19 protein-coding genes are annotated in these 21,136 nt (G+C 74.0%); 6 read left to right on the forward strand and 13 right to left on the reverse strand.

Annotated features, from left to right (window positions below):
* Nucleotides 1-103: 103 nt before the first annotated feature.
* The 4 genes from AB0398_RS22470 to AB0398_RS22485 all read left to right on the forward strand — a co-directional run bounded on the left by AB0398_RS22470 (nt 104) and on the right by AB0398_RS22485 (nt 4,391).
* Nucleotides 104-760 carry an isochorismatase family protein gene (locus tag AB0398_RS22470; protein WP_366377381.1) on the forward strand — a complete coding sequence of 219 codons (657 nt, stop codon included), beginning with the start codon at nt 104-106 and terminating at the stop codon, nt 758-760.
* A 28-nt stretch (nt 761-788) separates the two neighbouring features.
* The gene (locus AB0398_RS22475; protein WP_366377382.1) at nt 789-2,672 is read left to right on the forward strand and encodes an anthranilate synthase family protein; all 1,884 of its coding nucleotides are present in this window, start codon (nt 789-791) and stop codon (nt 2,670-2,672) included.
* Nucleotides 2,673-2,855: 183 nt separating this feature from the next.
* Complete coding sequence (locus AB0398_RS22480) at nt 2,856-3,731, forward strand: YihY/virulence factor BrkB family protein (protein ID WP_366377383.1); 876 nt, start codon at nt 2,856-2,858, stop codon at nt 3,729-3,731.
* Nucleotides 3,732-3,863: 132 nt separating this feature from the next.
* Complete coding sequence (locus tag AB0398_RS22485; protein ID WP_366377384.1) at nt 3,864-4,391, forward strand: cupin domain-containing protein; 528 nt, start codon at nt 3,864-3,866, stop codon at nt 4,389-4,391.
* A 37-nt stretch (nt 4,392-4,428) separates the two neighbouring features.
* Here the strand turns inward: AB0398_RS22485 and AB0398_RS22490 are convergent, their stop codons facing one another.
* The gene (locus tag AB0398_RS22490) at nt 4,429-5,091 is read right to left on the reverse strand and encodes a DUF5701 family protein (RefSeq protein ID WP_366377385.1); all 663 of its coding nucleotides are present in this window, start codon (nt 5,089-5,091) and stop codon (nt 4,429-4,431) included.
* A 35-nt stretch (nt 5,092-5,126) separates the two neighbouring features.
* On the reverse strand, nt 5,127-5,993 hold the full coding sequence (locus tag AB0398_RS22495; RefSeq protein ID WP_366377386.1) for a LysR family transcriptional regulator: 867 nt from the start codon (nt 5,991-5,993) through the stop codon (nt 5,127-5,129).
* 69 nt (nt 5,994-6,062) lie between these two features.
* Between AB0398_RS22495 and AB0398_RS22500 the strand changes: the two genes are divergently transcribed.
* The gene (locus tag AB0398_RS22500) at nt 6,063-6,659 is read left to right on the forward strand and encodes a short chain dehydrogenase (RefSeq protein WP_366377387.1); all 597 of its coding nucleotides are present in this window, start codon (nt 6,063-6,065) and stop codon (nt 6,657-6,659) included.
* A gap of 71 nt (nt 6,660-6,730) precedes the next feature.
* On the opposite strand, the gene AB0398_RS22505 is transcribed toward AB0398_RS22500, so the two are convergent.
* The 7 genes from AB0398_RS22505 to AB0398_RS22535 form a co-directional block, all read right to left on the reverse strand.
* The gene (locus tag AB0398_RS22505) at nt 6,731-7,528 is read right to left on the reverse strand and encodes an alpha/beta fold hydrolase (RefSeq protein WP_366377388.1); all 798 of its coding nucleotides are present in this window, start codon (nt 7,526-7,528) and stop codon (nt 6,731-6,733) included.
* Nucleotides 7,529-7,533: 5 nt separating this feature from the next.
* On the reverse strand, nt 7,534-8,307 hold the full coding sequence (locus AB0398_RS22510) for an alpha/beta fold hydrolase (protein ID WP_366377390.1): 774 nt from the start codon (nt 8,305-8,307) through the stop codon (nt 7,534-7,536).
* Entirely contained in the window at nt 8,304-8,909 is a 606-nt protein-coding gene (locus AB0398_RS22515) for a 4'-phosphopantetheinyl transferase superfamily protein (RefSeq protein WP_366377391.1), read from the reverse strand. Before AB0398_RS22515 ends, AB0398_RS22510 begins: the two co-directional genes overlap by 4 nt.
* A 47-nt stretch (nt 8,910-8,956) precedes the next feature.
* Nucleotides 8,957-10,570: an amino acid adenylation domain-containing protein gene (locus tag AB0398_RS22520; RefSeq protein ID WP_366377393.1), complete on the reverse strand. Its 1,614-nt coding sequence runs from the start codon at nt 10,568-10,570 to the stop codon at nt 8,957-8,959.
* The gene (locus tag AB0398_RS22525; protein WP_366377395.1) at nt 10,567-13,728 is read right to left on the reverse strand and encodes an amino acid adenylation domain-containing protein; all 3,162 of its coding nucleotides are present in this window, start codon (nt 13,726-13,728) and stop codon (nt 10,567-10,569) included. Before AB0398_RS22525 ends, AB0398_RS22520 begins: the two co-directional genes overlap by 4 nt.
* Before the next feature lie 12 nt (nt 13,729-13,740).
* On the reverse strand, nt 13,741-14,010 hold the full coding sequence (locus AB0398_RS22530) for an acyl carrier protein (protein ID WP_366377397.1): 270 nt from the start codon (nt 14,008-14,010) through the stop codon (nt 13,741-13,743).
* Between the two features lie 131 nt (nt 14,011-14,141).
* Nucleotides 14,142-15,062 (reverse strand): LysR family transcriptional regulator, encoded by a 921-nt coding sequence (locus tag AB0398_RS22535; RefSeq protein ID WP_366377398.1) that lies wholly within the window; start codon nt 15,060-15,062, stop codon nt 14,142-14,144.
* A gap of 212 nt (nt 15,063-15,274) precedes the next feature.
* On the opposite strand from AB0398_RS22535, the gene AB0398_RS22540 reads away from it, so the two are divergent.
* Nucleotides 15,275-15,484, forward strand: coding sequence for a hypothetical protein (locus AB0398_RS22540; protein WP_366377399.1), 210 nt, complete (start codon nt 15,275-15,277; stop codon nt 15,482-15,484).
* Here the strand turns inward: AB0398_RS22540 and AB0398_RS22545 are convergent.
* The 4 genes from AB0398_RS22545 to AB0398_RS22560 all read right to left on the reverse strand — a co-directional run bounded on the left by AB0398_RS22545 (nt 15,478) and on the right by AB0398_RS22560 (nt 21,136).
* A complete protein-coding gene (locus tag AB0398_RS22545) occupies nt 15,478-18,420 on the reverse strand; it encodes a BTAD domain-containing putative transcriptional regulator (protein WP_366377400.1) in 2,943 nt (980 codons plus the stop codon). The genes AB0398_RS22540 and AB0398_RS22545 overlap by 7 nt on opposite strands.
* 63 nt (nt 18,421-18,483) lie before the next feature.
* On the reverse strand, nt 18,484-18,897 hold the full coding sequence (locus AB0398_RS22550) for a nuclear transport factor 2 family protein (protein ID WP_366377401.1): 414 nt from the start codon (nt 18,895-18,897) through the stop codon (nt 18,484-18,486).
* A gap of 22 nt (nt 18,898-18,919) precedes the next feature.
* A complete protein-coding gene (locus AB0398_RS22555) occupies nt 18,920-20,518 on the reverse strand; it encodes an AMP-binding protein (protein ID WP_366377402.1) in 1,599 nt (532 codons plus the stop codon).
* Nucleotides 20,519-20,614: 96 nt separating this feature from the next.
* A complete protein-coding gene (locus AB0398_RS22560) occupies nt 20,615-21,136 on the reverse strand; it encodes a flavin reductase family protein (RefSeq protein ID WP_366377403.1) in 522 nt (173 codons plus the stop codon).

The following is a 21,136-nucleotide window of genomic DNA, read 5'->3' on the forward strand; positions in this document are numbered from 1 at the left end:
CGGCGCCGCCGCACCGCCGCACCCGCGCACGCATCGTCCGCAGCCGTGGAGCCCCCGTCTCCCGTGAGCGGACCTCCCCCGCGAAGAGAGGACCGACCGGCCCATGTCCGGTATCCCCCCGATCGAGCCCTATCCGATGCCCCAAGAGGGCGAGCTGCCGGAGAACACCGTCGGCTGGCCCGTGGATCCCCGCCGGGCCGTACTGCTGCTGCACGACATGCAGGAGTACTTCCTCAAGCCGTTCCCGCGCTCCGAGGCGCCCGGCGACGCCCTGGTCGGCAACACCGCGCTGCTGCGCGAGCGGTGCGCCGAGCTCGGCGTCCCCGTGGCGTACACGGCGCAGCCCGGCGGGATGACGCCCGAGCAGCGCGGCCTGCTGAAGGACTTCTGGGGGCCGGGGATGGACCCCACGCCCGAGCACCGCAAGGTGGTCGAGCCCCTCGAACCGGGCCCCGGCGACTGGACGTTCACGAAGTGGCGCTACAGCGCCTTCTTCAAGTCCGACCTGCTGGAGCGGATGCGCTTCCACCGGCGCGACCAGCTGATCGTCTGCGGCGTGTACGCGCACGTGGGCGTCCTGATGACGGCGGTCGAGGCGTTCACCCACGACATCCAGCCCTTCCTGGTGGCCGACGCCGTGGCCGACTTCTCGGCCGAGTACCACCGGCTCGCCCTCGACTACGCGGCACAGCGCGCGGCCCGCGTCGTGTCCGCCAAGACCGTGCTGAGCGAACTCGACGCGGGCGGCACGGCGCTCTGACCGCGCCCCACCCCCGAAAGGAGTCCCCATGGCAAGGCAGGACCGCGCGCACGACCTCCTGGCGCGCATCCTCGACGGCTCGGCCGGCGCGTTCGCACTGATCCACCGGCCCGAGACGGCGAACCCGGACACCCTGGAACTGCTGGCCGGCGACGTGACGGAGATCGCGTCGCTCGCCGACCTCGACCTGCCCCCGCAGGACGGCGCGGGCGCCCGTACGGAACTGCTCGCGCTCATCCCCTACCGCCAGCTCGCCGAACGGGGCTTCGCCGCCCCCGACGACGGGGCGCCGCTGCTGGCGATGTCGGTGCGCGAGCAGGCCTCGGTGCCGCTGCGCGCGACGCTCCCGCTGCTGCCGGACGAGCCGGTGAAGGTGACCGCCGGCCACTTCGACCTGGACGACGAGGCCTACGCGGAGATCGTGCGGCAGGTCGTCACGGACGAGATCGGCACCGGCGCGGGCGCCAACTTCGTCCTGCGGCGCACCTTCACGGCGCAGCTGCCCGACTTCGGCCCGTCCGCGGCGCTGTCGTTCTTCCGCCGCCTGGTGCAGCGGGAGGCGGGGGCATACTGGACGTTCCTCGTGCACACCGGCGAGCGGACGTTCGTCGGCGCCACGCCCGAGCGGCACATCAGCGTCCACGACGGCACGGCCGTGATGAACCCGATCAGCGGCACCTACCGCTATCCGGCGGGCGGCCCGGAGCTCGACGGCGTCATGAGGTTCCTCGCCGACTCCAAGGAGACCGACGAGCTGTACATGGTCGTCGACGAGGAGCTGAAGATGATGGCCCGGATCTGCCCGCGGGGCGGCCGGGTGACGGGCCCCTACCTCAAGGAGATGGCGCGGCTGGCGCACACCGAGTACTTCATCGAGGGGCGGACCGACCGCGACGTGCGGGACATCCTGCGCGAGACGCTGTTCGCGCCGACCGTGACCGGCTCACCGCTGGAGAGCGCCGCGCGCGTCATCAGCCGGTACGAGCCGCAGGGCCGGGGCTACTACAGCGGTGTGGCCGCCCTGATCGGCCGCGACGCAGCGGGCCGCCGCACCCTCGACTCGTCGATCCTGATCCGTACCGCCGACATCGACGACGAGGGCGTCATGCGGATCGGGGTCGGCGCGACCCTGGTACGCCACTCCGACCCCGAGTCCGAGGTGCACGAGACCCGGGCCAAGGCGGCCGGGCTGCTCGCCGCGCTCGGCGACCCCGAGCCCGTCCGGTTCGGGGCGCACCCCGCGGTCCGCGAGGCCCTCGACGAGCGCAACGAGCACATCGCCGACTTCTGGCTGAAGGACCAGGGGGCGCGGGACGGCACGGATGGACCGCTGTCCGGCCGGCAGGTGCTGGTGATCGACGCCGAGGACACCTTCACGGAGATGATCGCACAGCAGATCCGGTCGCTGGGCGGCGAGGTGAGCGTACGGCGCTTCGACGAGCGCTACTGCTTCGACGCGCACGACCTGGTCGTGATGGGGCCGGGACCCGGCGACCCGCGCGAGACGGGCGACCCGAAGATCGCGCACCTGCGGTCCGCGGTGGCCCAGCTCCTGGAGGAGCGCCGGCCGTTCATGGCGGTCTGCCTGAGCCACCAGGTGCTCAGCACCCTGATCGGGCTCGACCTGGTCCGCCGGCCGACGCCCAACCAGGGCGCCCAGCACGAGATCGACCTCTTCGGCGCGCGGGAGCGGGTGGGCTTCTACAACACCTTCGCCGCGCACTCCGCGGGCGACTCCTTCGAGCACCCGGCGCACGGGCGCGTCGAGGTCAGCCGCGACCGGCGGACGGGCGAGGTGCACGGTCTGCGGGCGGCCGGCTTCGTGTCCATGCAGTTCCACGCCGAGTCCGTGCTGACCGTCGACGGGCCCCGGATCATCGGCTCGCTCCTCACGGAGGTGGCGGGCGGCTGATCCGGACGGGGCGCGGCGTCCCCCGGCCGCTCGGAACGGCCGTCGGGGCGCTCGGGGTGTGCGGCGTCCTCTCCCCCGGGCCGCCGCGCCCCCGCACGGTCGCTGCGGAGACCGCCCGGCACGGTCCGGATCCCGAGGCCCGGGGCCCGGGGTGAGAGCGGCGACGCGGGGCAGGAGGACGTCGTGGCAGCGAACATCCTCCGGACGCGCCGGAGCACTCCGGGCAACCGCACCGCCGAGTCACTGCGGCTGGTGCCCTCGGCCCTGCGCGGCACCGCCGTGCGCCTCTGGAACGACAACATCGCCGACTACGCGGCGGCCCTCACCTACTACGCGGTGCTGGCTCTGGTGCCCGCCCTGCTCGTCTCGGTCTCCCTGGTGGGGCTGGCCGGGGCCGGCACCCGCGAGCGGCTGATCCTCGACCTCACCTCCTACGCCCCTCCCCAGTCGGCGCAGGTGCTCCGCGAGGCGCTGGAGGGCCTCACCTCGACGCCGTCCTCTCTGTGGGCCCTGCTCATCAGCGGCGTCCTGAGCGCGCTGTGGTCCGCCTCCAGCTATCTGGCGGTCTTCCGGCGCGCCCTGCACACGATGTACCGGCTGCCCGACACCCGGCCGCCGCTGCGCGCGGCGCACATCCTCGTCCTCACCGCCGGCGCGCTGCTGGCCCTGCTCGTCACGGGCGCCGCGAGCCTCGTCGCGACCGGCCCCCTGGCCCGCCGGCTCGCGGCGGCCGCCGGGCACCCGGGCACGGACGTCGTGGCCGTCCTGCGGTGGCCGGTGCTCCTGGCGATCGTCACGGGCCTCGTCCTCATCCTCTACCGGTCCGGTCCCGCCCAGGCCCGTGAGAAGCGCCGGGGTTTCTCGGGCGGCGTCCTGGCCGCGCTGCTCTGGCTCGGCGCCTCGGCCGCCTTCACCCTCTACACGCAGTTCGGGACCTACAGCCGCCTCTACGGTTCGCTGGCGGGGATCGTCGTCTTCCTGGTGTGGCTGTGGTTCACCAACCTGGCCCTGCTGGCCGGCGCGCAGTTCAACGCGGTGCTCGCGCGGTCGGGGAAGTGAGCGGGCCCGTAGCGGCGCGGTGCGGGGCGGCCGGAGCAGGTACGGGCGGCCCACGATCATCCGCGAGTACGATGCGCCCTTCCCGATGCGGGAGCCACCATGCGGGTGGTCCCCCGCAGAGAGGAACGCGCCATGTCGTACCCGGAAGCCCGCCACCACGGCGACAAGGGTGAGGTGAACGCCGTCTTCCTCCCGGCCGGCGGCCCGCCGGACATCTCCTCGCCCGGCGCCTCCACCCACTACCTCGCCACCCACGAGTCGACCGGTGGCGAGTTCGGCCTGTACAGGATGGAGCTGGGACCGCGGTCCGCCGGGGCAAGGGCCCACTTCCACCGGACGGTGTCGGAGTCCTTCTACATCCTCTCCGGCGCGCTGGAGCTGTACAACGGCGAGAAGTGGGTCACGGGGCGCACGGGCGACTTCCTGTACGTGCCGGTCGGCGGCCTGCACGCCTTCAAGAACGTGACCGACGAGCCCGTGTCCATGCTGGCGCTCTTCTCGCCGGGCGCCCCGCGCGAGGAGTACTTCGAGCGGCTCTCGGAGATGTCGCGGCGGGGTGGCGAGGAGCGGAGGCGGTTCCGCGTACGACACGACAGCCACTTCGTGGAGGACTTCGAGGACGGGAGTTCCAAGGACGAGGTCTTCGAGGTCGAGGAGTAGTCCGGAGCCGTCGCGGGCCCTCGCGTCTTCGTAGCGGTCACGCGGCGGGGTGGCGGCGGTCGGTGGTGGAGGCGAAGCCCAGCCAGGTGTGGCGGTTGTTCCACCAGCACCAGCCGATCTTGGGGGCGTTGCGTCGTTCGCGGCCGTCCCGTCCGGTGCCGTTGCTGATCCAGATCGCCGGGGTGCGGGCGTCCCAGGAGCCGTTGGCCTTGTGCAGGCGGGAGCCGATGGTCATGAAGCAGTGGTTGCGGACGAGGACGTCCGGCGTCTGGAGCACCCAGTGCATGCCCTCGGTGAGCAGCAGGGGGGTGCGGCCCTCGGCGGTGAGGGCGGGCAGGGCCTCGTCGGGGCTCCGGTTGGACAGGTGGTCGCCCCGGTCGACGCCGTCGACGAGGTAGAGGGGGCCGTCGGGCAGCTCGACGGCCGTCGGGGCGAAGAGGTCGACGTCGGACATGTCGGTGACGACGAAGCCGGGCCGTCCGGCGTGGCGCAGCAGCGGAGCGAGCGCCGAGGCGGGAAGGGCGCGGGGGTGGACGGCGAGCAGGGAGCCCTCGGTCCCGGCGCCGGCCTCCGCGGCGAAGGACCGCACCTCTTCGGCGGTCAGTCCGGCGAGTTCGGACACGCCCAGGCCGATCAGCCGGTCGGCCTGGGTGCCGAGGTCCGGGAGCGCCGGGAGCGGAGGCGGGGTGGTGTGGGGCACGGTGGGTCCGTTTCGCGGTCGGAGGGCGGGGAGGGTCACGGGTGGGCGAGGTGGTGGCGTGTCAGGCGGACGAAGTCCGCGGTGGCGGGGTGTGCCGGGTCGGTCGGCCAGGCGAGGTAGACCGGGACCGGAGCGGCGTCGGCCAGGGGGACGTAGCGCACGCCGGGGTGGGAGTGGTGGTGGCTGGTGCCTTCGGCGGTGACTCCGACCGCCTCTCCCGTGGCGATGGTCGTCAGCCACTCGTCCACTCCGGGTACGTCGATCGTGGCCGGGCGCCGTCCCCGCGGCCACAGTTCCGGTCCGGTGGTGGCCGCCGTGGAGCACAGGGCCACCACCTGGTCGGCCAGGTCCTCCAGGAGCAGTGCGGAGCGGCCGGCCAGGGGGTGGTGGTCGGGCAGGACGGCCAGGCGCCGTTCGCTGGCGAGTTCGGCCAGCGCGAGCGGGGCGCCGAGGTGGGGGCGGACGCGCAGGAAGGCGAGGTCGGCCCGGCCGCGCCGTACGGCGGCCTCGGGGTCGTCCAGGCGGTGGATCTCCACCCGTACCCGCGGGTGCTGTTCGCGCCAGGCGCGCAGCAGCGGGACGGTGTGGCGGCCCAGGGCGGCCCAGGCGAACGCCAGTCTGAGGGGCCGGGGCTCCCGGGCGGGCGCCGCCGCTTCGGCGAGGGCGTCGTCGAGCTGGCGCAGGATGCGGTGGGCGTGCTCCCACAGGCGCGTGCCGGCCTCCGTCAGCTCCAGGCGGCGGGTGGTGCGCTCGACCAGCCGGACCCCGAGCCGGCTCTCCAGTTGTTCCAGGGTGCGCGACAGGGCGGGCTGGGTGATGTGCAGGACTCGGGCCGCCCCGGTCACCGATCCCTCGTCCCCGATCGCCGCGAGGGCCCGCAGGTGCCGCACGTCCACATTCATGACCACCGAGCATAAGTCCCGAAGAGTGGGCATTTCCCTCACGGCGGCGCGCGTGCCACCGTCGAGGGCATGAACATTCTCCTGATCGGCGCTTCCGGCACGCTGGGCCGGGCCCTGGACGGCGCCCTGCGCGAGCGCGGACACCACGTCGTGACCGTCGGCCGCACCTCCGGCGAACTGCGGTACGACGTGAGCGACCCCGAGCGGATCGCGGCCCTGTACCGGGCCGCGGGCCCGGTGGACGCCGTGGTCGGCGCCGCGGGCCACGTCCCCTACAAGCCGCTGCCCGAGATGGCCCCGGACGACTGGCACGCCGCCTTCACCGGCAAGGTCCTCCCGCAGATCGAGCTGGTCCGCCAGGGCCTGGACCACGTCGCCGAGCGCGGCTCGTTCACCCTGATCAGCGGCATCCCGGTCCGCGAGCCCGTCCGTACCGGGTCCGCCGCCGCGCTGGCCAACGGCGCGGTGGAGGCGTTCGTCCGCACCGCCGCCGTCGAGATCGCGCCCCGGCGGATCAACGCCGTCAGCCCCAACGTCTTCACCGAGTCCCTGCCCGACTTCGGCGCTTACTTCCCGGGCCTCGGCTCGGTCGACCTCAAGGACGTCACCGAGGCGTACGTCCGCTCGGTCGAGGGCGCGCAGACGGGGCGCGTCTACGCGCTCTGACCCCGGCCGGCACCGTCCTTCCGGACGGGTCGGAGCAGGAAAGGGCCGGACAGGACGGGGCGGGCACGGGTTCACCGGGTGAGCGGGGTCAGGAGGTCGAGGAGGCGGTCCAGGAAGCGCTCCTCGTGGTCCCGCAGGTAGAAGTGGCCGCCGGGTGACAGGTGGACGGTGACGGGTTCCGCGGTGTGTTCCCGCCAGGCGCCCAGGGCCTGTTCCGTCACCCGGTCGTCGGTGCCGCCGAGGACGGTCAGCGGGACCGGCAGGGGGACGGCCGGACGGTGCCGGTACGCGGCGACCAGGCGCAGGTCGGCGCGGAGCGGGCGGGCGACCAGGACGCGCAGCAGCCGGGAGTCGAGGACCTCCGGCGGGATCCCGCCGTGCCGGTCCGCCACCGCGTGCAGCAGTTCGGCGTCGGAGAGCCCGTCCGGGTCGGGGGCGGGGAGGGGCGTGTGGGGTGCCGGGAAGGCGGACACGACGAGCTCCGCCGGGAGCCTCCGGCCCCCGTCCCGGAGCGCCCTGGTCGTCTCGTAGGCGATCAGGGCGCCGAAGCTGTGGCCGAAGAAGGCGTACGGTCGCGGGTCGCCGAACCCGGTGTCGGCGAGCAGCCCGTCGGTCAGGGCGGTGACCAGGTCCCCGACGGAGCCGGGGTCCGGCTCGTCGTGGCGGGCGCCGCGTCCGGGCAGGTGGAGTACGTGGATCTCGACGGCGGGCAGCAGTTCGGCCCAGCGGAGGTACTCGACCGGGTTCCCGCCGGCGTGCGGGAAGCAGTACAGGCGTGGTGCGCCGGGCCGGTACGGGCCGGACAGCAGCCACGGCCCGTTCCGGGTCCGGTCCTCCGCCGTCCTCGTCGCCCTTGCCGTTCCCGTCACGCCGCTCAGCCCCTGTCCTGGGCGGCGGACGCGGTCAGGATGCGCTCCGAGAGGTGGGCGAGGAGTTCCGGGGCCCGGTCCTGGAGGTAGAAGTGCCCGCCGGGCAGGGCCAGTTCCTCGGTGTTCCGCGACGAGTGGCGGGCCCATTCGGCGGCCGGGACCGCCGCGTCCTCGTCGTCGGTGCCGTAGGCCACGACGAGCGGCACGTCGAGGGGCTCGGCCGGGGCCGGCCGGTAGGTCTCGATGAGGGTGTAGTCGGCGCGGAGGGCCGGCAGGAGGAGTTCCCGCAGTTCCGGTTCGGCGAGGAGCGCGCTGTCGGCCGCGCCCATGTCCAGGACGTCGGCGACGATCGCGTCGTCGCCCCGGAGGTGGATCGTGCCGGCGGGCGGGAGGCGGTGCGGCGGCGGGAAGCCGCTGACGACGAGCCCGGCCGGCCGTACCCCGTGCGCGTCGGTCAGGACGCGGGCCGTCTCGTAGGCGACGGCGGCGCCCATGCTGTGTCCGAAGAGCCACAGGGGCCGGTCCGCGAGGGGGGCGAGGGCCTCGGCGACCTGCCGGGCCATGTCCGGCATGGCGGTGACGGCGGGGTCCGTGAAGCGGTGGTGGCGGGCGGGGTAGCAGATCGCGTGGGCCTCGACGGCGGGGTCCAGGTGTCGGGGCCAGTCGCGGAAGAAGGACGGCGAGCCGCCGGCGTGCGGCAGGCACACGAGCCGGGCGAGCGGTGTCCCCCGGTCCTGGCCGGCGGTCCGGAGCGGGTGCAGCCAGTGCTGCTCGGTCACGGGGGTGTTCCTCTCTCCGTGCTGCTGAAGGCGCAGCTCAGGGGTATCGGTGACTGCTGTCGCAGGCTCACCCAGCGGTACGCGCCCCAGGTTCCGGCGCGGGCGCCCGGGGGGACGTCGAGGGTGAGGGCGGGGCCCGCGAGACCGGTTCCGAGGGCTTTGCCGCAGGCCTCCTTCACGGTCCACATCCAGGTGAACTCGCGGGCCCGGTCGGCCGGGTGCAGTGCGGTGAGCGCCTCGTGGTGGGCGGGGGCGCACCAGTGAACCATCGGGTCGGTCACGTCCGGGGGCGGGAACTGGACGTCGACGCCGACGGCGCGGCCGTGGGCGACGCCGACGGCGCAGGCCTCGGCCACGTGGCTGACGCTGATGCCCAGGCCGGGGTGGCCGAGGAGGGTCGGGCGGCCGGACGGCGTGTAGCCGATGGCGGCGCCGGCCGCGGCGGGGAAGCGGTCCGCCAGGAGGGCGCGCAGCAGACCGCGCGCCCGCAGCCGGTCCGTCCGCCGCCGCGGCGGCAGCCGTCGGGCGTCGTCGTGGTCGGCGGCGGTCGCCCACCGGGCCGGGGCGGCGTCCCGGTGGGCTCGGGCCAGGGCGACCCACACGCCGGGCCCCACCTCGACGGAGGGCGGAGGCCCGGCGGGGGCCGGTGTCACTGAGTGTCGCCCGCCCCGGCCCGCACCCTGGCCCGGTCGACCTTGCCGGTGACGCCCAGCGGGAGGTCGGCGTGGAGCCTGAACTCGGAGGGCACCATGTAGTCCGGCAGGGTCCGCATCAGGGTGCCGCGCAGCGCGGAGCGGAAGACGACCGGGTCCTCGCGGTCGGCCGGGTCGGCCGGGACCACGTCCGCGACGAGCCGGTCGCCTCCGTCGGCCCGCTGTTCGACGCCGACGACGGCGGTGCGGACGCCGTCGGCCGCCTGGAGCGCGGCCTCGATCTCCTCCAGTTCGATGCGGAAGCCGCGGATCTTGACCTGCCGGTCGGCGCGGCCGAGGAACAGGAGCTCCGGGCCCCGGACGGCGACCAGGTCGCCGGTCCGGTAGTACGTGCCGTCGCGGCCGGGCAGGGTGACGAACCGCTGGTCGGTCAGGTCAGGCCGGCCGAGGTAGCCCTCGGCCACGCACGGGCCGCCCAGGTGGAGTTCGCCCGTGCCGCCGTCACCGACCTCCTCGCCCGCCGCGTCCAGGACGACGGAGAGGTGGCCGGGCAGGCAGTGTCCGATCGGGACCCGGTCGCCCTGCCAGCCCTCGCCGATCCAGTACAGGGTGGCGGTGACGACGGTCTCGGTGGGGCCGTAGGTGTTGCAGACGGGGATCGATCCGAGCGGTCCGTTGGACCAGTGGCGGACCACCGCCGGGTTGACCGCCTCGCCGCCGAAGACGACGCCGCGCAGGGTGGCGAGGGAGGCGATGTCCTCCTCGGACAGCTCCTCGCCGAAGAAGGCCTCGAAGTAGGCGGTGGTGCAGGAGATGTACGTGACGCGGTGGGCGCGGACCCGCTCGAAGAGCTGGCGTCCGGTCCACAGGGCGGCGCCGCGCAGCAGGACCGTCCCGCCGCCGGCCATCGGGGCCCACATCTCCTCGACCGCCGCGTCGAAGCTGGGGGACGCGAAGGACAGCAGGACGTCCTCGGGGGTGAGGCCGTACGCCTCCAGGGCGCCGAGGAGGTGCACGGCGAGCGCGTGGTGGCCGACCGCGACGCCCTTGGGGCGTCCGGTGGACCCGGAGGTGTAGATGAGGTAGGAGCGGTCGCCGGCGGTCGCCCGGTGCGGGCGGATCCGCTCCTCCCTGGCGGCGAGCGCGTCCGGATCCGCGTCCTCGGCGGCGTCCGTCCCGTCGAGGACGACCCGTTCGGTGCGCAGACCGGTGTCGGGTCCGGTGCCGCTCTCGGCGGTGGCGAGGACGATCCGGGCGCCGGTGTCGTCGAGGACGTACCGCACGCGCTCCTCGGGCAGGCGCGGGTCGATCGGCACCCAGGCGGCGCCGGCCAGCCAGGCGCCCAGGGCGGCCGCCATGAACGCGGTGTTCCCGGGACCGACGAGGGCGACCGTCTCCCCCCGGGAGCAGCCGTGCGCGAGGAGGCGTTCGGCGACCTCGTGCGCCGCGTCCCACAGCCGGCGGTACGAGATCCGGTCCGGGCCGCACAGCACGGCCGTGCGGTCCGGTGCGCGGCGGACGTGGCCCTCGATCAGGTCGAGGACGGTGTGGCCGGCGGGGAGCGGGGAGGCGGTGGACGGGGAGGCCGTGGAGGGCAGGGTGGTGGTCATGTGTTCGCTCCGCGGTCGGTGGTGAGGTGGTCGGCAAGGGCCCGGATGGTGGGGGTCCGGAAGAACTCGACCACCGGGACGCGCACTCCGGTGCGTTCCGCGACGGTGTTCAGCAGTCGCAGGACGTCGAAGGAGTTGCCGCCGAGGAGGAAGAACGACTCGTCGGCGCCGGTCGGCTCGCTGCCGAGCAGCTGGGTCCAGACGTCCCGGACCAGGGCCTCGGCCGGGCTCGGCGTCCAGGTCCCGGCCGGCTTCGCGGCGGTGGCCTCGGCGAACTCGCCGCGGTCGAAGCGGCGCAGCAGCGTCTTGCGGTCGATCTTGCCGTTGTCGGTGAGCGGCATGGCGTCGATGGTCAGGACGTGACGCGGGATCATGTACGGCGGCAGTTCGGCCCGGAGGGCGTCGCGCAGCTCCCGCGCGTCCACGGCCCCGCCGGGCGCGGGGAGGGCGAACAGGCACAGGGCGGCCCGTTCGCCGGTGCCGTGCACCGCGGCCGCGGCGGCGCGGAGGGCCGGAAGCTTCTCGGCGGCGAGCTCCAGTTCGCCCAGTTCGACGCGGTGGCCGCGGAGTTTGACCTGGGAGTCCCGGCGGCCGAGGAAGGCCAGGGTGCCGTCCTCGGAGAGGATCGCCAGGTCGCCGGTGCGGTAGACGCGGCCCGTGCCGTCCGGGGCGGGCAGGAACGCCGCCCCGGTCCGTTCGGGGTCGTTGAGGTAGCCCTCGGCCGGGCAGACGCCGCCGAAGTACAGCTCGCCGACCGCGCCGGGCGGCACGGGCCTGCCGTGCGGGTCGAGGAGGTGGGTGTCGACGCCGGGCAGGGTGTGTCCGATCGGCACGTGGGAGGGCCGGTCGTGGCCGGGGCCGCCGGTCAGGACGTGGCCGGTGACGGCGTGGGTCTCGGTGGGCCCGTACAGGTTGACCAGGGTGAGGTCCTCGTGGCGGTCCAGGAGCCTTCGGGAGCGGCTGTCCAGGTGGAGCTGCTCGCCGGAGACGCAGAGGTGCCGCACGTCCGTGAGCGGGTGGCCGCCGTCGTGGACGGCGTCGGCGAACGCGCCGAGGACGGCGACCGGCAGGTAGACGTGGGTGAGGCGCTCCTCCTCGACCAGGGCGGCGACCCGCGCGAGGTCGCGCCGGTCGGTGTCGCCGAGGCCCTGGACCGTGCCGCCGGCCGCGAGGGTCGGGAAGATCTCCTGGTAGGAGACGTCGAACCCGAGCGGCGCGAACTGCAGGAAGCGGGTGAGGGGGCCCATCTGGAGGGTGTCGATCTGCCAGTGCAGCAGGTTGACCAGGGCGGGCTGGCCCATGAGGACGCCCTTGGGGCGGCCCGTGGAGCCGGAGGTGAACATGACGTAGACGGGGGCGGTGCCGTCCGGGGGCTCCGGCGCGGCGTCGGCGGAGCCCGCCTCCTGGAGGGCGGCGACGGTGGTGCGCTCCGGCTCGTCGGGCATCACGCGCCGGGAGCCGATGACCAGGGAGCAGCCGGAGTGGCCGATCATGTAGCTCAGCCGGTCCTCGGGCAGGGTGGTGTCGACGGGCAGGTAGGCGGCGCCGCACCAGAGGACCGCCAGCATGGCCACGACGGTGTCCGCGAGGCTCTCCGGGACGACGGCGACGACGTCTCCGCGCCGCACCCCGCGGGCGTGCAGGGCGGCGGCGGCGCGGCCCGTGCGCCGCAGCAGCTCCGCGTAGGTGAGGCCGGGGCCGCGCGGGTCGGTGACGGCGAGCCGTTCGGGGTGCCGGTGCGCGGCCTCCCGGACCAGGCCGACCAGTCCGCCCGGGCTGTCGGTGACGGCCTCGGCCGCGCGCCGGAAGCCGGGGACGGTACGGGTCTCCAGGCCGGCCGTCAGGCGGTGCAGGGGGGTGCTCGGGTCGGCGGCCGCCCCGAGCAGCACCTGCCGGTACTCGTCGAGGAACCGCTCGGCGTACGGGGCGGGGAAGAGGTCCTTGTCGTACTCGACCTCGATCAGGAGCCCGTCCTCGACCGGGGTGGCGCCCAGCCAGAGGTCGAAGCGGGCCGCCTCCTGCGAGACGAAGCGGAGCGTGCCGCGCAGTCCGCCGGCGAACTCCAGCCGGGTGCGCAGTTCGTCCTGCATGGCGAACATCGACTGGAACAGCGGGTTGCGGTTGGTGGTGCGTTCGGGCGCGACCTCGGCCACCAGCGCGTCGAAGGGCACCGCCTGGTAGCGCTTCGCCTCGCGCACCACCTCGGTCACGGCCGCGACGTGCGCGGCGAACGGCACGTCGCCGGCCGGCAGGACCAGCGGCAGGGTGTTGACGAAGAACCCGGCGAGGTCGTGCGAGGCGATGGTGCGGCGGGTGGAGAACGGGCTGCCCACGACCACCCGGTCCTGGCCGGAGTACTCGCCGAGCAGGGCCGCGTAGCAGGCGAGCAGCACGGCGAAGGGGGTGGTGGACAGTTCGCGGGCGGTGCGCTCGACGAGCTCGCGCTCGTCGGTGCCGAGCAGCAGGTTCAGGTCCGCTCCGGCGAAGGACGTGTTCGCGGGGCGGGTGGGCGTCGCGTAGAGGGTGGTCGGCGGGACGCCCTCCAGTTCGGCGGCGAGCCGCTTGACCTCGCCGGCCTCGACGGCGGCCTCGGTCGCCCGTACCTGCGCGGCGAGTTCGGCGGCGAGGTGCCGTTCGCGCTCGGCGGCGGTCGGGGCGGCGGGGGCGGCCGGGCCGGGCGCCTCGACGGCGAGCCGGTAGCCCTCGGTCAGTTCGTCGAGCAGGGCGGTCATGGAGACGCCGTCGCTGACGGAGTGGTGGACGTTGCACAGCAGGGCGCTGCGGCCCGGTGCGGTGAGCAGCTTGAAGCGGCACAGCGGTGCCGTCCGCAGGTCCACGGCGAGGCGGGCGAAGGCGGCGCTCTCCTCGTCCAGGTGACGCTGCCAGTCGGCGCCCTCGGCCGTGCTGCCGGCCACGTCGAGGGGGACGGCGCCGGTCGGGGTGATGCGGGCCCTCGCCTCGCCGCCGTCGAGGACGAACTCGGTGCGCAGGGTCGGCTGGAGGTCGAGGAGCCGGCGCAGGGCGGAGCGCAGGGCGTCGGGGTCCGCCTCGCCGTCGAAGGCGATGCGGAAGCTGATGTTGTAGAGGTCCTTGCGCTCCATGGCCTCCTGGATGAACAGCAGGCTGCGCTGGGAGGCGGTGACGGGGATGCCGCTCATGTCCCGCTCCCCTCAGTTCCAGGAGTCGACGAAGGCCACGAGGTCCGCGACCGTGACGACGTCGGCGAGCAGGTAGGGGTCGATCTCCTGCGTGGGGTCGGCGGCGAGGTCGCCGAGGATGCGCAGCAGCATGAGGGAGTCGACGCCGAGCGCGGTGAGTTCGGTGTCGGGGGTCAGCGGCTGTTCGCCGAGGCGCCGGACGACGGCGGCGTGGACCCGGTCGGCGGTGGAGGCGGGGCCGGCGGGGTCGGGGAGGGACTGCTCCGTGGCGGAGACGGTCATGGGGCGGGCCTTTCTTGCTACGGGAGAGGGAGGGAGCGGTGGTTCCGCTTCCGGTTCCGAGGTCCGGGGGCCGGGTGCTGCTGTTCCCGGGTCCGGGTGCCGCTTCCGGGTCGTGGTGCGGGGCCGGTCGGTCAGCCCGCGGCGAGGACGCGGTCGTCGTCGAGGTGTTCCGCGGCGACGTCCAGGGCGGTGGCCACCAGGGCGTCGAGCGCGCTGTTGGGGGTCCGGGTCCGGCGCCGTACGACCTGGGTGCACGTCTCGAACGGCGGCACCCAGTCGACGACGGCCAGGGTGCCGTCGGCGAGCTCCCGCTCGACCGAGACCAGGGGGATGAACGCCAGGCCGATGCCCAGGGCCACGCTGCGCTTGGCCGCGTCGATCGAGTCCAGGTCGAAGACGCGGGGGCGGTCCGGTCCGTCGAGCAGGCCGAGCGCCTGCTCGAACTGGAGCTGGTAGCCGGCCCGGGTGTCGGCCCGGATGATCGGCGTGGTCCGCAGCACGTCCCCGCCGACCGGGCCGCGGCCGGTCACCGGGTGGCCGGGACTGCTCACGAGCACCATGGGCTCGGGGCACAGGACCTGGGTCTCCAGGCCCTCGTGCTCCTCGGGGGAACCGACGACGAAGGCGCAGTCCAGGCGCCCTTCACGGACGGCCGCAACAGCGTCCGGGCCGGCGCCGGCGTGCAGGGCGACCTGGACGTTGGGATAGCGGCGGTAGAGGTACTCGACCATCGGCAGCAGGCGGTAGCTGGTCAGGCTCTCCACCGTTCCGACGTCGACCCGGCCGTGCGGCCGGCCCCCGGCGACGATGGCCTGCCGGGCGCGGCCCGTGAGCGAGATGATCTCCCGTGCGTAGGGCAGGAGCTGACGACCGGCGGCGGTGGGTCTCACCCCGCTCGGCAGGCGCTCGAGGAGGGTGACCCCGAGTCCCTGCTCCAGGGACTTCACACGCGTGGTGACCGTCGGCTGCGACAGGTTCAGCCGGGCGGCCGCCCTGGTGAAGCTTCCGATGTCCACCACGGCCACGAAGGCGTGGAGTTGAGGAGTGTCCACAGTCCGAATCCTCTCTGTGCAGAACAGGACTGCTGTGCGGATCCCATGCTTCGCAGACGCCCTATCGGTGCCCTATTGATCCGGTACTGGTCGTTCCGCCGCGACGGGGAGCGGGACGGGGCCGGACCGATAGCCGATGAGTGGCGGCGGTCCGTACCTTTCTGAACAGCCGGCACCCCGGCCCGACCACCACCACACACGGGGAGATTCCAGTGCGCATCCGCCTCGCGGTCCTCCAGACCGCCCTCCTGATCACCGCCGCGGTCACCGCCGCGGTCACGGCCCTCGGCACACCGTCCACCGGCGGGACCGCCGCGGCCGAGCAGGTGCGGACCGTCGCCGGTGACACCCCGTGGCCCCAGCCGACCCCCTCGCCCGCCCCGGCCGGTGACACCCCGTGGCCCGGCGGCGGGGGTCAGTGACGCACGGCGTCCGAGTCCTCGCGTCCGGGCCCGGCGTGGGCCGGCGGTCCACTCTGGTCGGCTTCCAGCTGGGCCAGTTCGAGGCGGACCTCGGCCGCGCCGACCAGGTCCATCGTCCGCTCGCGGATGGACGCCACCTCGCGCAGCAGGCGCTGCGCCGTGGTGAACCGTCCCAGCCGGGCGTTGACCGATCCCAGCCGGTGCAGGATGCGGGACTCCCCCGCGATGTCCCCGCGTGAGCGCACCAGGTCCAGGACGTTGCGCAGCAGCCGTTCCGCCTCCGGGTAGCACGCGCGGCGCTGCATGAGGTCGCTCATCACGAACCTCACCTGCGCCTCCATCCGCTCGTTGCCGGCCCGCCGGCAGATGTCCAGCGCCCCGTCGAGCAGGTGCTCCGCGTCGTCCAGGCGGTCCTGGTCGAGGGCGAGGCGGGCGAGGTGGGCGAGGGTGTTGGTCTGGCCGACGTGGTCGTCGACCGCCTGGAAGTCCGCCACCGCCTGCCGGTGCAGCGCCAGGGCCGCCCGCTGGTCCCCCTGGCGTTGCGCCAGCATGGCCAGGTTGCGCCGGACCAGCGCGAGGCCCCGGACGTCGCCCAGCTCCGAGAACGCCTCCCGGGCCGGTTCGAGGGCCGCGCGCGCCCGGGTCGGCCGGGAGCGGGTGAGGTGGAGCGAGCCCAGCGAGCACATGACGGCCGCCCGGCCCCGGATCAGACCCGCCCTCGTGGTCGCTTCGAGGGCCTTGTCGTGCGTGCGCTGCCAGTCGTCGAAGTAGCAGCGGGACTCGAACATCGTGACCAGGGTGACGGCCAGGTCCCAGCACGCCTCCGCCTGTCCGGTCGCCGCCGCCAGGTCCACGACGTGGCAGAGGTTGGCGCGTTCGGTCTCCAGCCAGGACAGCGGCTCCCGCAGGAGCCGGTCCGTCCGCGCCTCGGGCAGGTGCCAGCGCGGGGCGTCCCCGTGCAGGATGGTGAAGTCCCCTCCGTACAGGCGCCGGTGGGCCTCGTCGGCCAGGGCGAGCCAGCCGCCGACGAGCCGGGTGAGGGCGAGGTCGGCCCGGTCGCGGTCGGCGTGCCGTTCCAGCTCCTCGCGGGCGAACAGGCGGACCAGGGCGTGCAGCCGGTAGTGGGGCTCGGTGGGGGACGCGGTGCCGTCGACCTCCAGCATCTGGGCGTCCACCAGCGATTCCAGCAGGTCCCCGGCGCGGAACAGGTCGGTGTCCAGGAGGGCGGCCGCGACCCAGGTGGGGACGGAGCCGCCGTCCTGGAGGCCGAGCAGCCGCAGCAGCCGGCGGCCCTCCTCGGTCAGCCCGTCGTAGGTGAGGGCGAGGCTGGAGCGGATGGCGAGTTCGCCGTGGGACAGTTCGTCCAGCCGGTGCCTCTCGTCGGAGAGCCGGTCGCGCATCCACGCGAGGGACCAGTTGGGGCGGGCGGCCAGGCGGGCGGCGATGATCCGCAGGGCCAGCGGCAGCCGTCCCACCAGCCGTACCAGGTCCGCGGCCACCTCGGGCTCCGCCGCGACGCGTTCCGCGCCGATGACCGCGGCCAGCATGTCGATCGACTCCTCGGGGCTGCACACGTCCACGTGCAGGAACCGGGCGCCGGGCAGTCCGGTGATGCCGGCCTGTCCGGTGACGATGACGGAGGAGGTGCCGTTGCCGGGCAGGAGGGGGCGGACCTGCTGGGGGCCCGAGGCGTTGTCGAGGACGATCAGCATCCGTTTGTCGGCCAGCAGGCCGCGGTACATCTCGGCACGTTCCTCGATCGGGCCGGGGATCTGCGCGCCGGGTATGCCGAGCGCGCGCAGGAACCGGCCCAGGGCGTCGAGGGCGGTGGCCGACGAGGGGTCGGCGTCGGCGAGGTCGCAGTAGAGCTGTCCGTCGGGAAAGGCGCGGGCCAGGCGGTGTCCGAGGTGGACGGCGATGGTGCTCTTGCCGACGCCGGACGGTCCGGCGAGGACCGCGATCGGGGTCGGCCGTCCGTCGCCGCCCGCGAGGAGCAGCTCCTCGGCGGCCTGCACGATCTGGGTGCGGCCGGTGAAGTCGGCGTTGTCGGCCGGTAACTGGAAAGGAACGATTCTGCCGGGAGGGTTCGGGGCCCCGGAGGGCGTCCCGGCGCGGTGCGGGGAGGTCTGCGCGGGGCGGTCGGCGGCCGGCCGGGGGTGGGGCGGGCGCAGTTCCGGGTCGGCGGCCAGGATCGCGGACTCCAGCTCCCGCAGCTCGTCGCCCGGTTCGATGCCCAGCTGCTCGACGAGGATGGCCCGCCCCTCCCGGAACGCCTCCAGGGCCTCGGCCTGCCGGCCCGAGCGGTACAGGGCCAGCATCAGCCGGCCGCGCAGCGGTTCGCGCAGCGGGTACGCGGCCACCAGGGCGGAGAGTTCGGGGATGAGGCGGGCGTGCCGGCCGAGCCGCAGTTCCAGGTCGGCGTAGGTCTCCAGGTTGATCAGCCGGTACTCGTCGAGCCGGGCCGCCATGGACTGGAGCCGTTCGCTGCGGCACCCGCTGAGCGCGGGGCCGCGCCACAGGTCGGCCGCCCGCCGGGTGAGCGCGGCGGCCTCCTCCACCCGCCCGGCCTCCGCCGCTTCGTGCGCCTCCCTGCGGTACCGGGAGAAGAGCGCCGCGTCCAGCAGGTCCCCGGTGGCCTCCAGGACGTATCCCGGTTCCCGGGTGAGCAGTCGGGCGCCCTCCCCGATCACCGAGAGGTTGGCGCGCAGCGCGGACACGCACATCTGCACCTGGGTGCGGGCGGTCACCGGCGGCGCCTCGCCCCAGATGGCGTCGATGAGACTTTCCGTACTGACCACCCGGTTAACTTCCAGGAGAAGCGCGCCGAGCACGACTTGCTGGCGTCCCCGGGGAATGCGACAGGCCTCACCCGACGCTCCCGTTACCTCCAGCGGCCCGAGGACGCGGTAAATGGGTTCGTCGGCCATCGTCGGCATATCGGTGCGGCTCCCTTTCGCGGGCTTGCCAAACTAACATGCCCCCGGCAGTCCGGTGAGGGGCTATGCCTCCATGGATACGATTCGGCCAGTTCCCGTCCCGGTATCGGCCTCATCAGGGATGATCCCCGAAACGTAGGTCCTCCGGGAAACGATCAGGCCACATTCCGACATGACGAAGATGGCCGCGAAATCCACTTCCGGACATCCTGGTTCCGGTTGCCGGAGAATGCCCGTGACCACCATTCTTCCCGCCGCGCTCCAGATCTCGTCGAGCGTATAGACGAAGCGTCTGCGTTTTTCCGCCGCTATCACGTCCTCCCGTCCCGAAGCCACCACGCCTTCCGGTCCCCGGAAGACGACGTCGGCGTCGAGGAGCGAAGCGAGGGCGTCGTAGTCGCGTGCGTTGAGATATGCGTAACTGAGGTATACGTGGTCTGCGGGCGCTATTTTCGGCCACCGTTCGGTCCGGTTCACCGTGTCCCCCTCCCCCGCCGGCTCAGCGGGCCACGGCGAGCAGCGTCGCCAGCGCCCTGCGGTCCGCCTTGCCGTTCGTCGAGACCGGCATCGCGGCGAGGACGTGGACCGTGTCGGGGATCATGTACCGCTGGAGCGACGCGGCGCAGAAGTCGGTCAGCCGGCCGTCGTCGAGGGGGGCCGCGCCGTCCCGCGCCACCACGCAGGCCGTGAGCCGGGGCTCGTCCTCCTCCCGTTCGACCAGGAGGACCACGGCCTCGGCGACCTCGGGGTGTTCGCGCAGCCGGCGCTCGATCTCGCCGAGTTCCACGCGGTTGCCCCGGATCTGCACCTGGGAGTCGGCCCGTCCGCAGAAGTAGAACTCGCCGTGCGGCCCCCGGTAGGCCAGGTCGCCCGTCCGCAGCACCAGTTGGCCCGAGCGCGGCTCGGCCGGATCGGGCACCCGCGCGGCGGCCGACGCCACGGGGTCGTCCCAGTAGCCGGTGAACAGGGCCGGGGTGCGCAGGTGGATCTCGCCCGGGACGCCGGTCTCCTCGATCAGCCGGCCGGTCTCGTCGGCCAGGAGCATCTCGGCGCCCCGGTGGGCGTACCCGATGGACAGCTTCTCCAGGTCGGCGGGGATCGGGCGGGGGACGTCGGTGAAGGAGCAGGCCATCGACTCGGTCGCGCCGTAGCAGTTGATCAGCCGGGCCTGCGGCAGGAGCTCCTGGAGCGCGCGGAGTTCGGGCAGCGGGAAGTCCTCGCCGCAGAACAGCACGCCGCGCACCCCGGTGAGCTCGGCCAGCCGGTCGGGCAGGTGGCGCAGGCTCTGCCGCCAGATCGACGGCACGCCGTTGACCTGGGTGGCTCCGGTGTCGGCGAGGACCCGCAGGAAACGGCTGGGCCAGCGCAGCAGGCCGCGCGGCACCGGCACCACCGCGGCGCCGCTGCCCAGGGCGAGGCCGATGTCGAGGAGCGAGAAGTCGAACTGGAGGGGCGAGGTGGTCGCGACCCGGTCCCCCGGGCCCACGATGCCCTGGTCCAGCATGCCGCGGTAGAAGGAGGTGACCGCCCGGTGGCTCATCACGACGCCCTTGGGGCGTCCGGTGCTGCCGGAGGTGAAGATCATGTAGGCGGTGTCGGTCGGGCACAGCTCGGACCTGCGGCGGGTCCGCGGCTGCGGGGGCCGCTCAAGACGCAGCCGGCCGGAGCCGAACCGGGCCGTGCCCGCCGTCACCGGCACGTCCTCCCGTTTCCCCTCCTCGGTCTGGAGGTGCAGGGCGGCGCCGGTGGTCTCCATGATCGTCCGCAGCCGCCGGTCGGGGGTCTCCGGGCTGACCGGGACGAACGGCAGGCCCGCCACCGAGCAGGCGAGGAGCAGCGCGATCGAGTGGGCCGAGGTGTCGGACTCCAGGATCACCCTGTCCCCGATGTCGAGGCCGAGCGCGTCGAGGTCGGCGGCGTACGTCCGGACGAGGTCGGCCAGTTCGCCGTAGCGGGTGGTCCGTACGGAGCCGTTCGCGACGAACTCGACGACGGCCGGGCTGTCCGGGGCGGCGGGCGCGGTGGAAAGGAGGAAGGAGTGCAGCAGTTCGTGACGGGTGTCGAGGGGACCTGCGGCGGTCTGGGTGGACGGTGTCACGGGAGGTGGTCTCCTGGGTCTGTCGAAGAGGTCGGAGGGGAGGAGCCGGGGGACGGAAGGCCCCGGTGCAGCGGCCGGAAGGGTCAGCCGGAAGGGTCAGAGGGCGGGGAAGTCCGCCGGTGCGAGCCGGTGCGCCTGCCCGTCGAGGAGCACCATGGGGGCGTCCGGGGCGTGCTCGGCCCGTTCGGCGGTGCCGATGAGCAGGGTGTGGTCCAGGGCCTCGACGGCGTCGTGGAGCCGGCACACCACGGTGGCCGAGCAGTCGTCCAGGACGGGGACGCCGTCCGTCCAGGAGTGGGAGACCCCGTCGAACCGGCGTTCCGGGTCGCCGGTGGCGAACCGCTGGGCGAGCGCGCGCTGTTCCCAGGCCAGGGCGTTGACCGCGAAGGCGCCGGAGGCGCGGATCTCGCGGAGGGTGCGGCTCTCGCTGCGCAGCGAGACGAGGACGCTCGCCGGTGACAGCGAGAGCGAGAGCACGGCGGTGGCCGTGCATCCGGCGGGGCCGCCGGCCGTCCCGGTGGTGATCACCGTGACGAAGCTCGGGAAGCGCCCCATGGTGCGGCGGAAGGTCCCCTGGTCGAGCGGGGGCGCGCCGGGAAGGGTGGTGTCGATGGTCAT

The sequence above is a fragment of the Streptomyces sp. NPDC086147 genome (assembly GCF_040702165.1).
Taxonomy (GTDB): Bacteria; Actinomycetota; Actinomycetes; order Streptomycetales; family Streptomycetaceae; genus Streptomyces.

Bases quoted from the DNA above. Each gene is read 5' to 3' on its own strand.
- AB0398_RS22470 (WP_366377381.1), top strand. From the start codon at position 104: ATGTCCGGTATCCCCCCGATCGAGCCCTATCCGATGCCCCAAGAGGGC.
- AB0398_RS22475 (WP_366377382.1), top strand. From the start codon at position 789: ATGGCAAGGCAGGACCGCGCGCACGACCTCCTGGCGCGCATCCTCGAC.
- AB0398_RS22485 (WP_366377384.1), top strand. From the start codon at position 3,864: ATGTCGTACCCGGAAGCCCGCCACCACGGCGACAAGGGTGAGGTGAAC.
- AB0398_RS22495 (WP_366377386.1), bottom strand. From the start codon at position 5,993: ATGAATGTGGACGTGCGGCACCTGCGGGCCCTCGCGGCGATCGGGGAC.
- AB0398_RS22500 (WP_366377387.1), top strand. From the start codon at position 6,063: ATGAACATTCTCCTGATCGGCGCTTCCGGCACGCTGGGCCGGGCCCTG.
- AB0398_RS22520 (WP_366377393.1), bottom strand. From the start codon at position 10,570: ATGACCACCACCCTGCCCTCCACGGCCTCCCCGTCCACCGCCTCCCCG.
- AB0398_RS22525 (WP_366377395.1), bottom strand. From the start codon at position 13,728: ATGAGCGGCATCCCCGTCACCGCCTCCCAGCGCAGCCTGCTGTTCATC.
- AB0398_RS22530 (WP_366377397.1), bottom strand. From the start codon at position 14,010: ATGACCGTCTCCGCCACGGAGCAGTCCCTCCCCGACCCCGCCGGCCCC.
- AB0398_RS22545 (WP_366377400.1), bottom strand. From the start codon at position 18,420: ATGCCGACGATGGCCGACGAACCCATTTACCGCGTCCTCGGGCCGCTG.
- AB0398_RS22560 (WP_366377403.1), bottom strand. From the start codon at position 21,136: ATGACCATCGACACCACCCTTCCCGGCGCGCCCCCGCTCGACCAGGGG.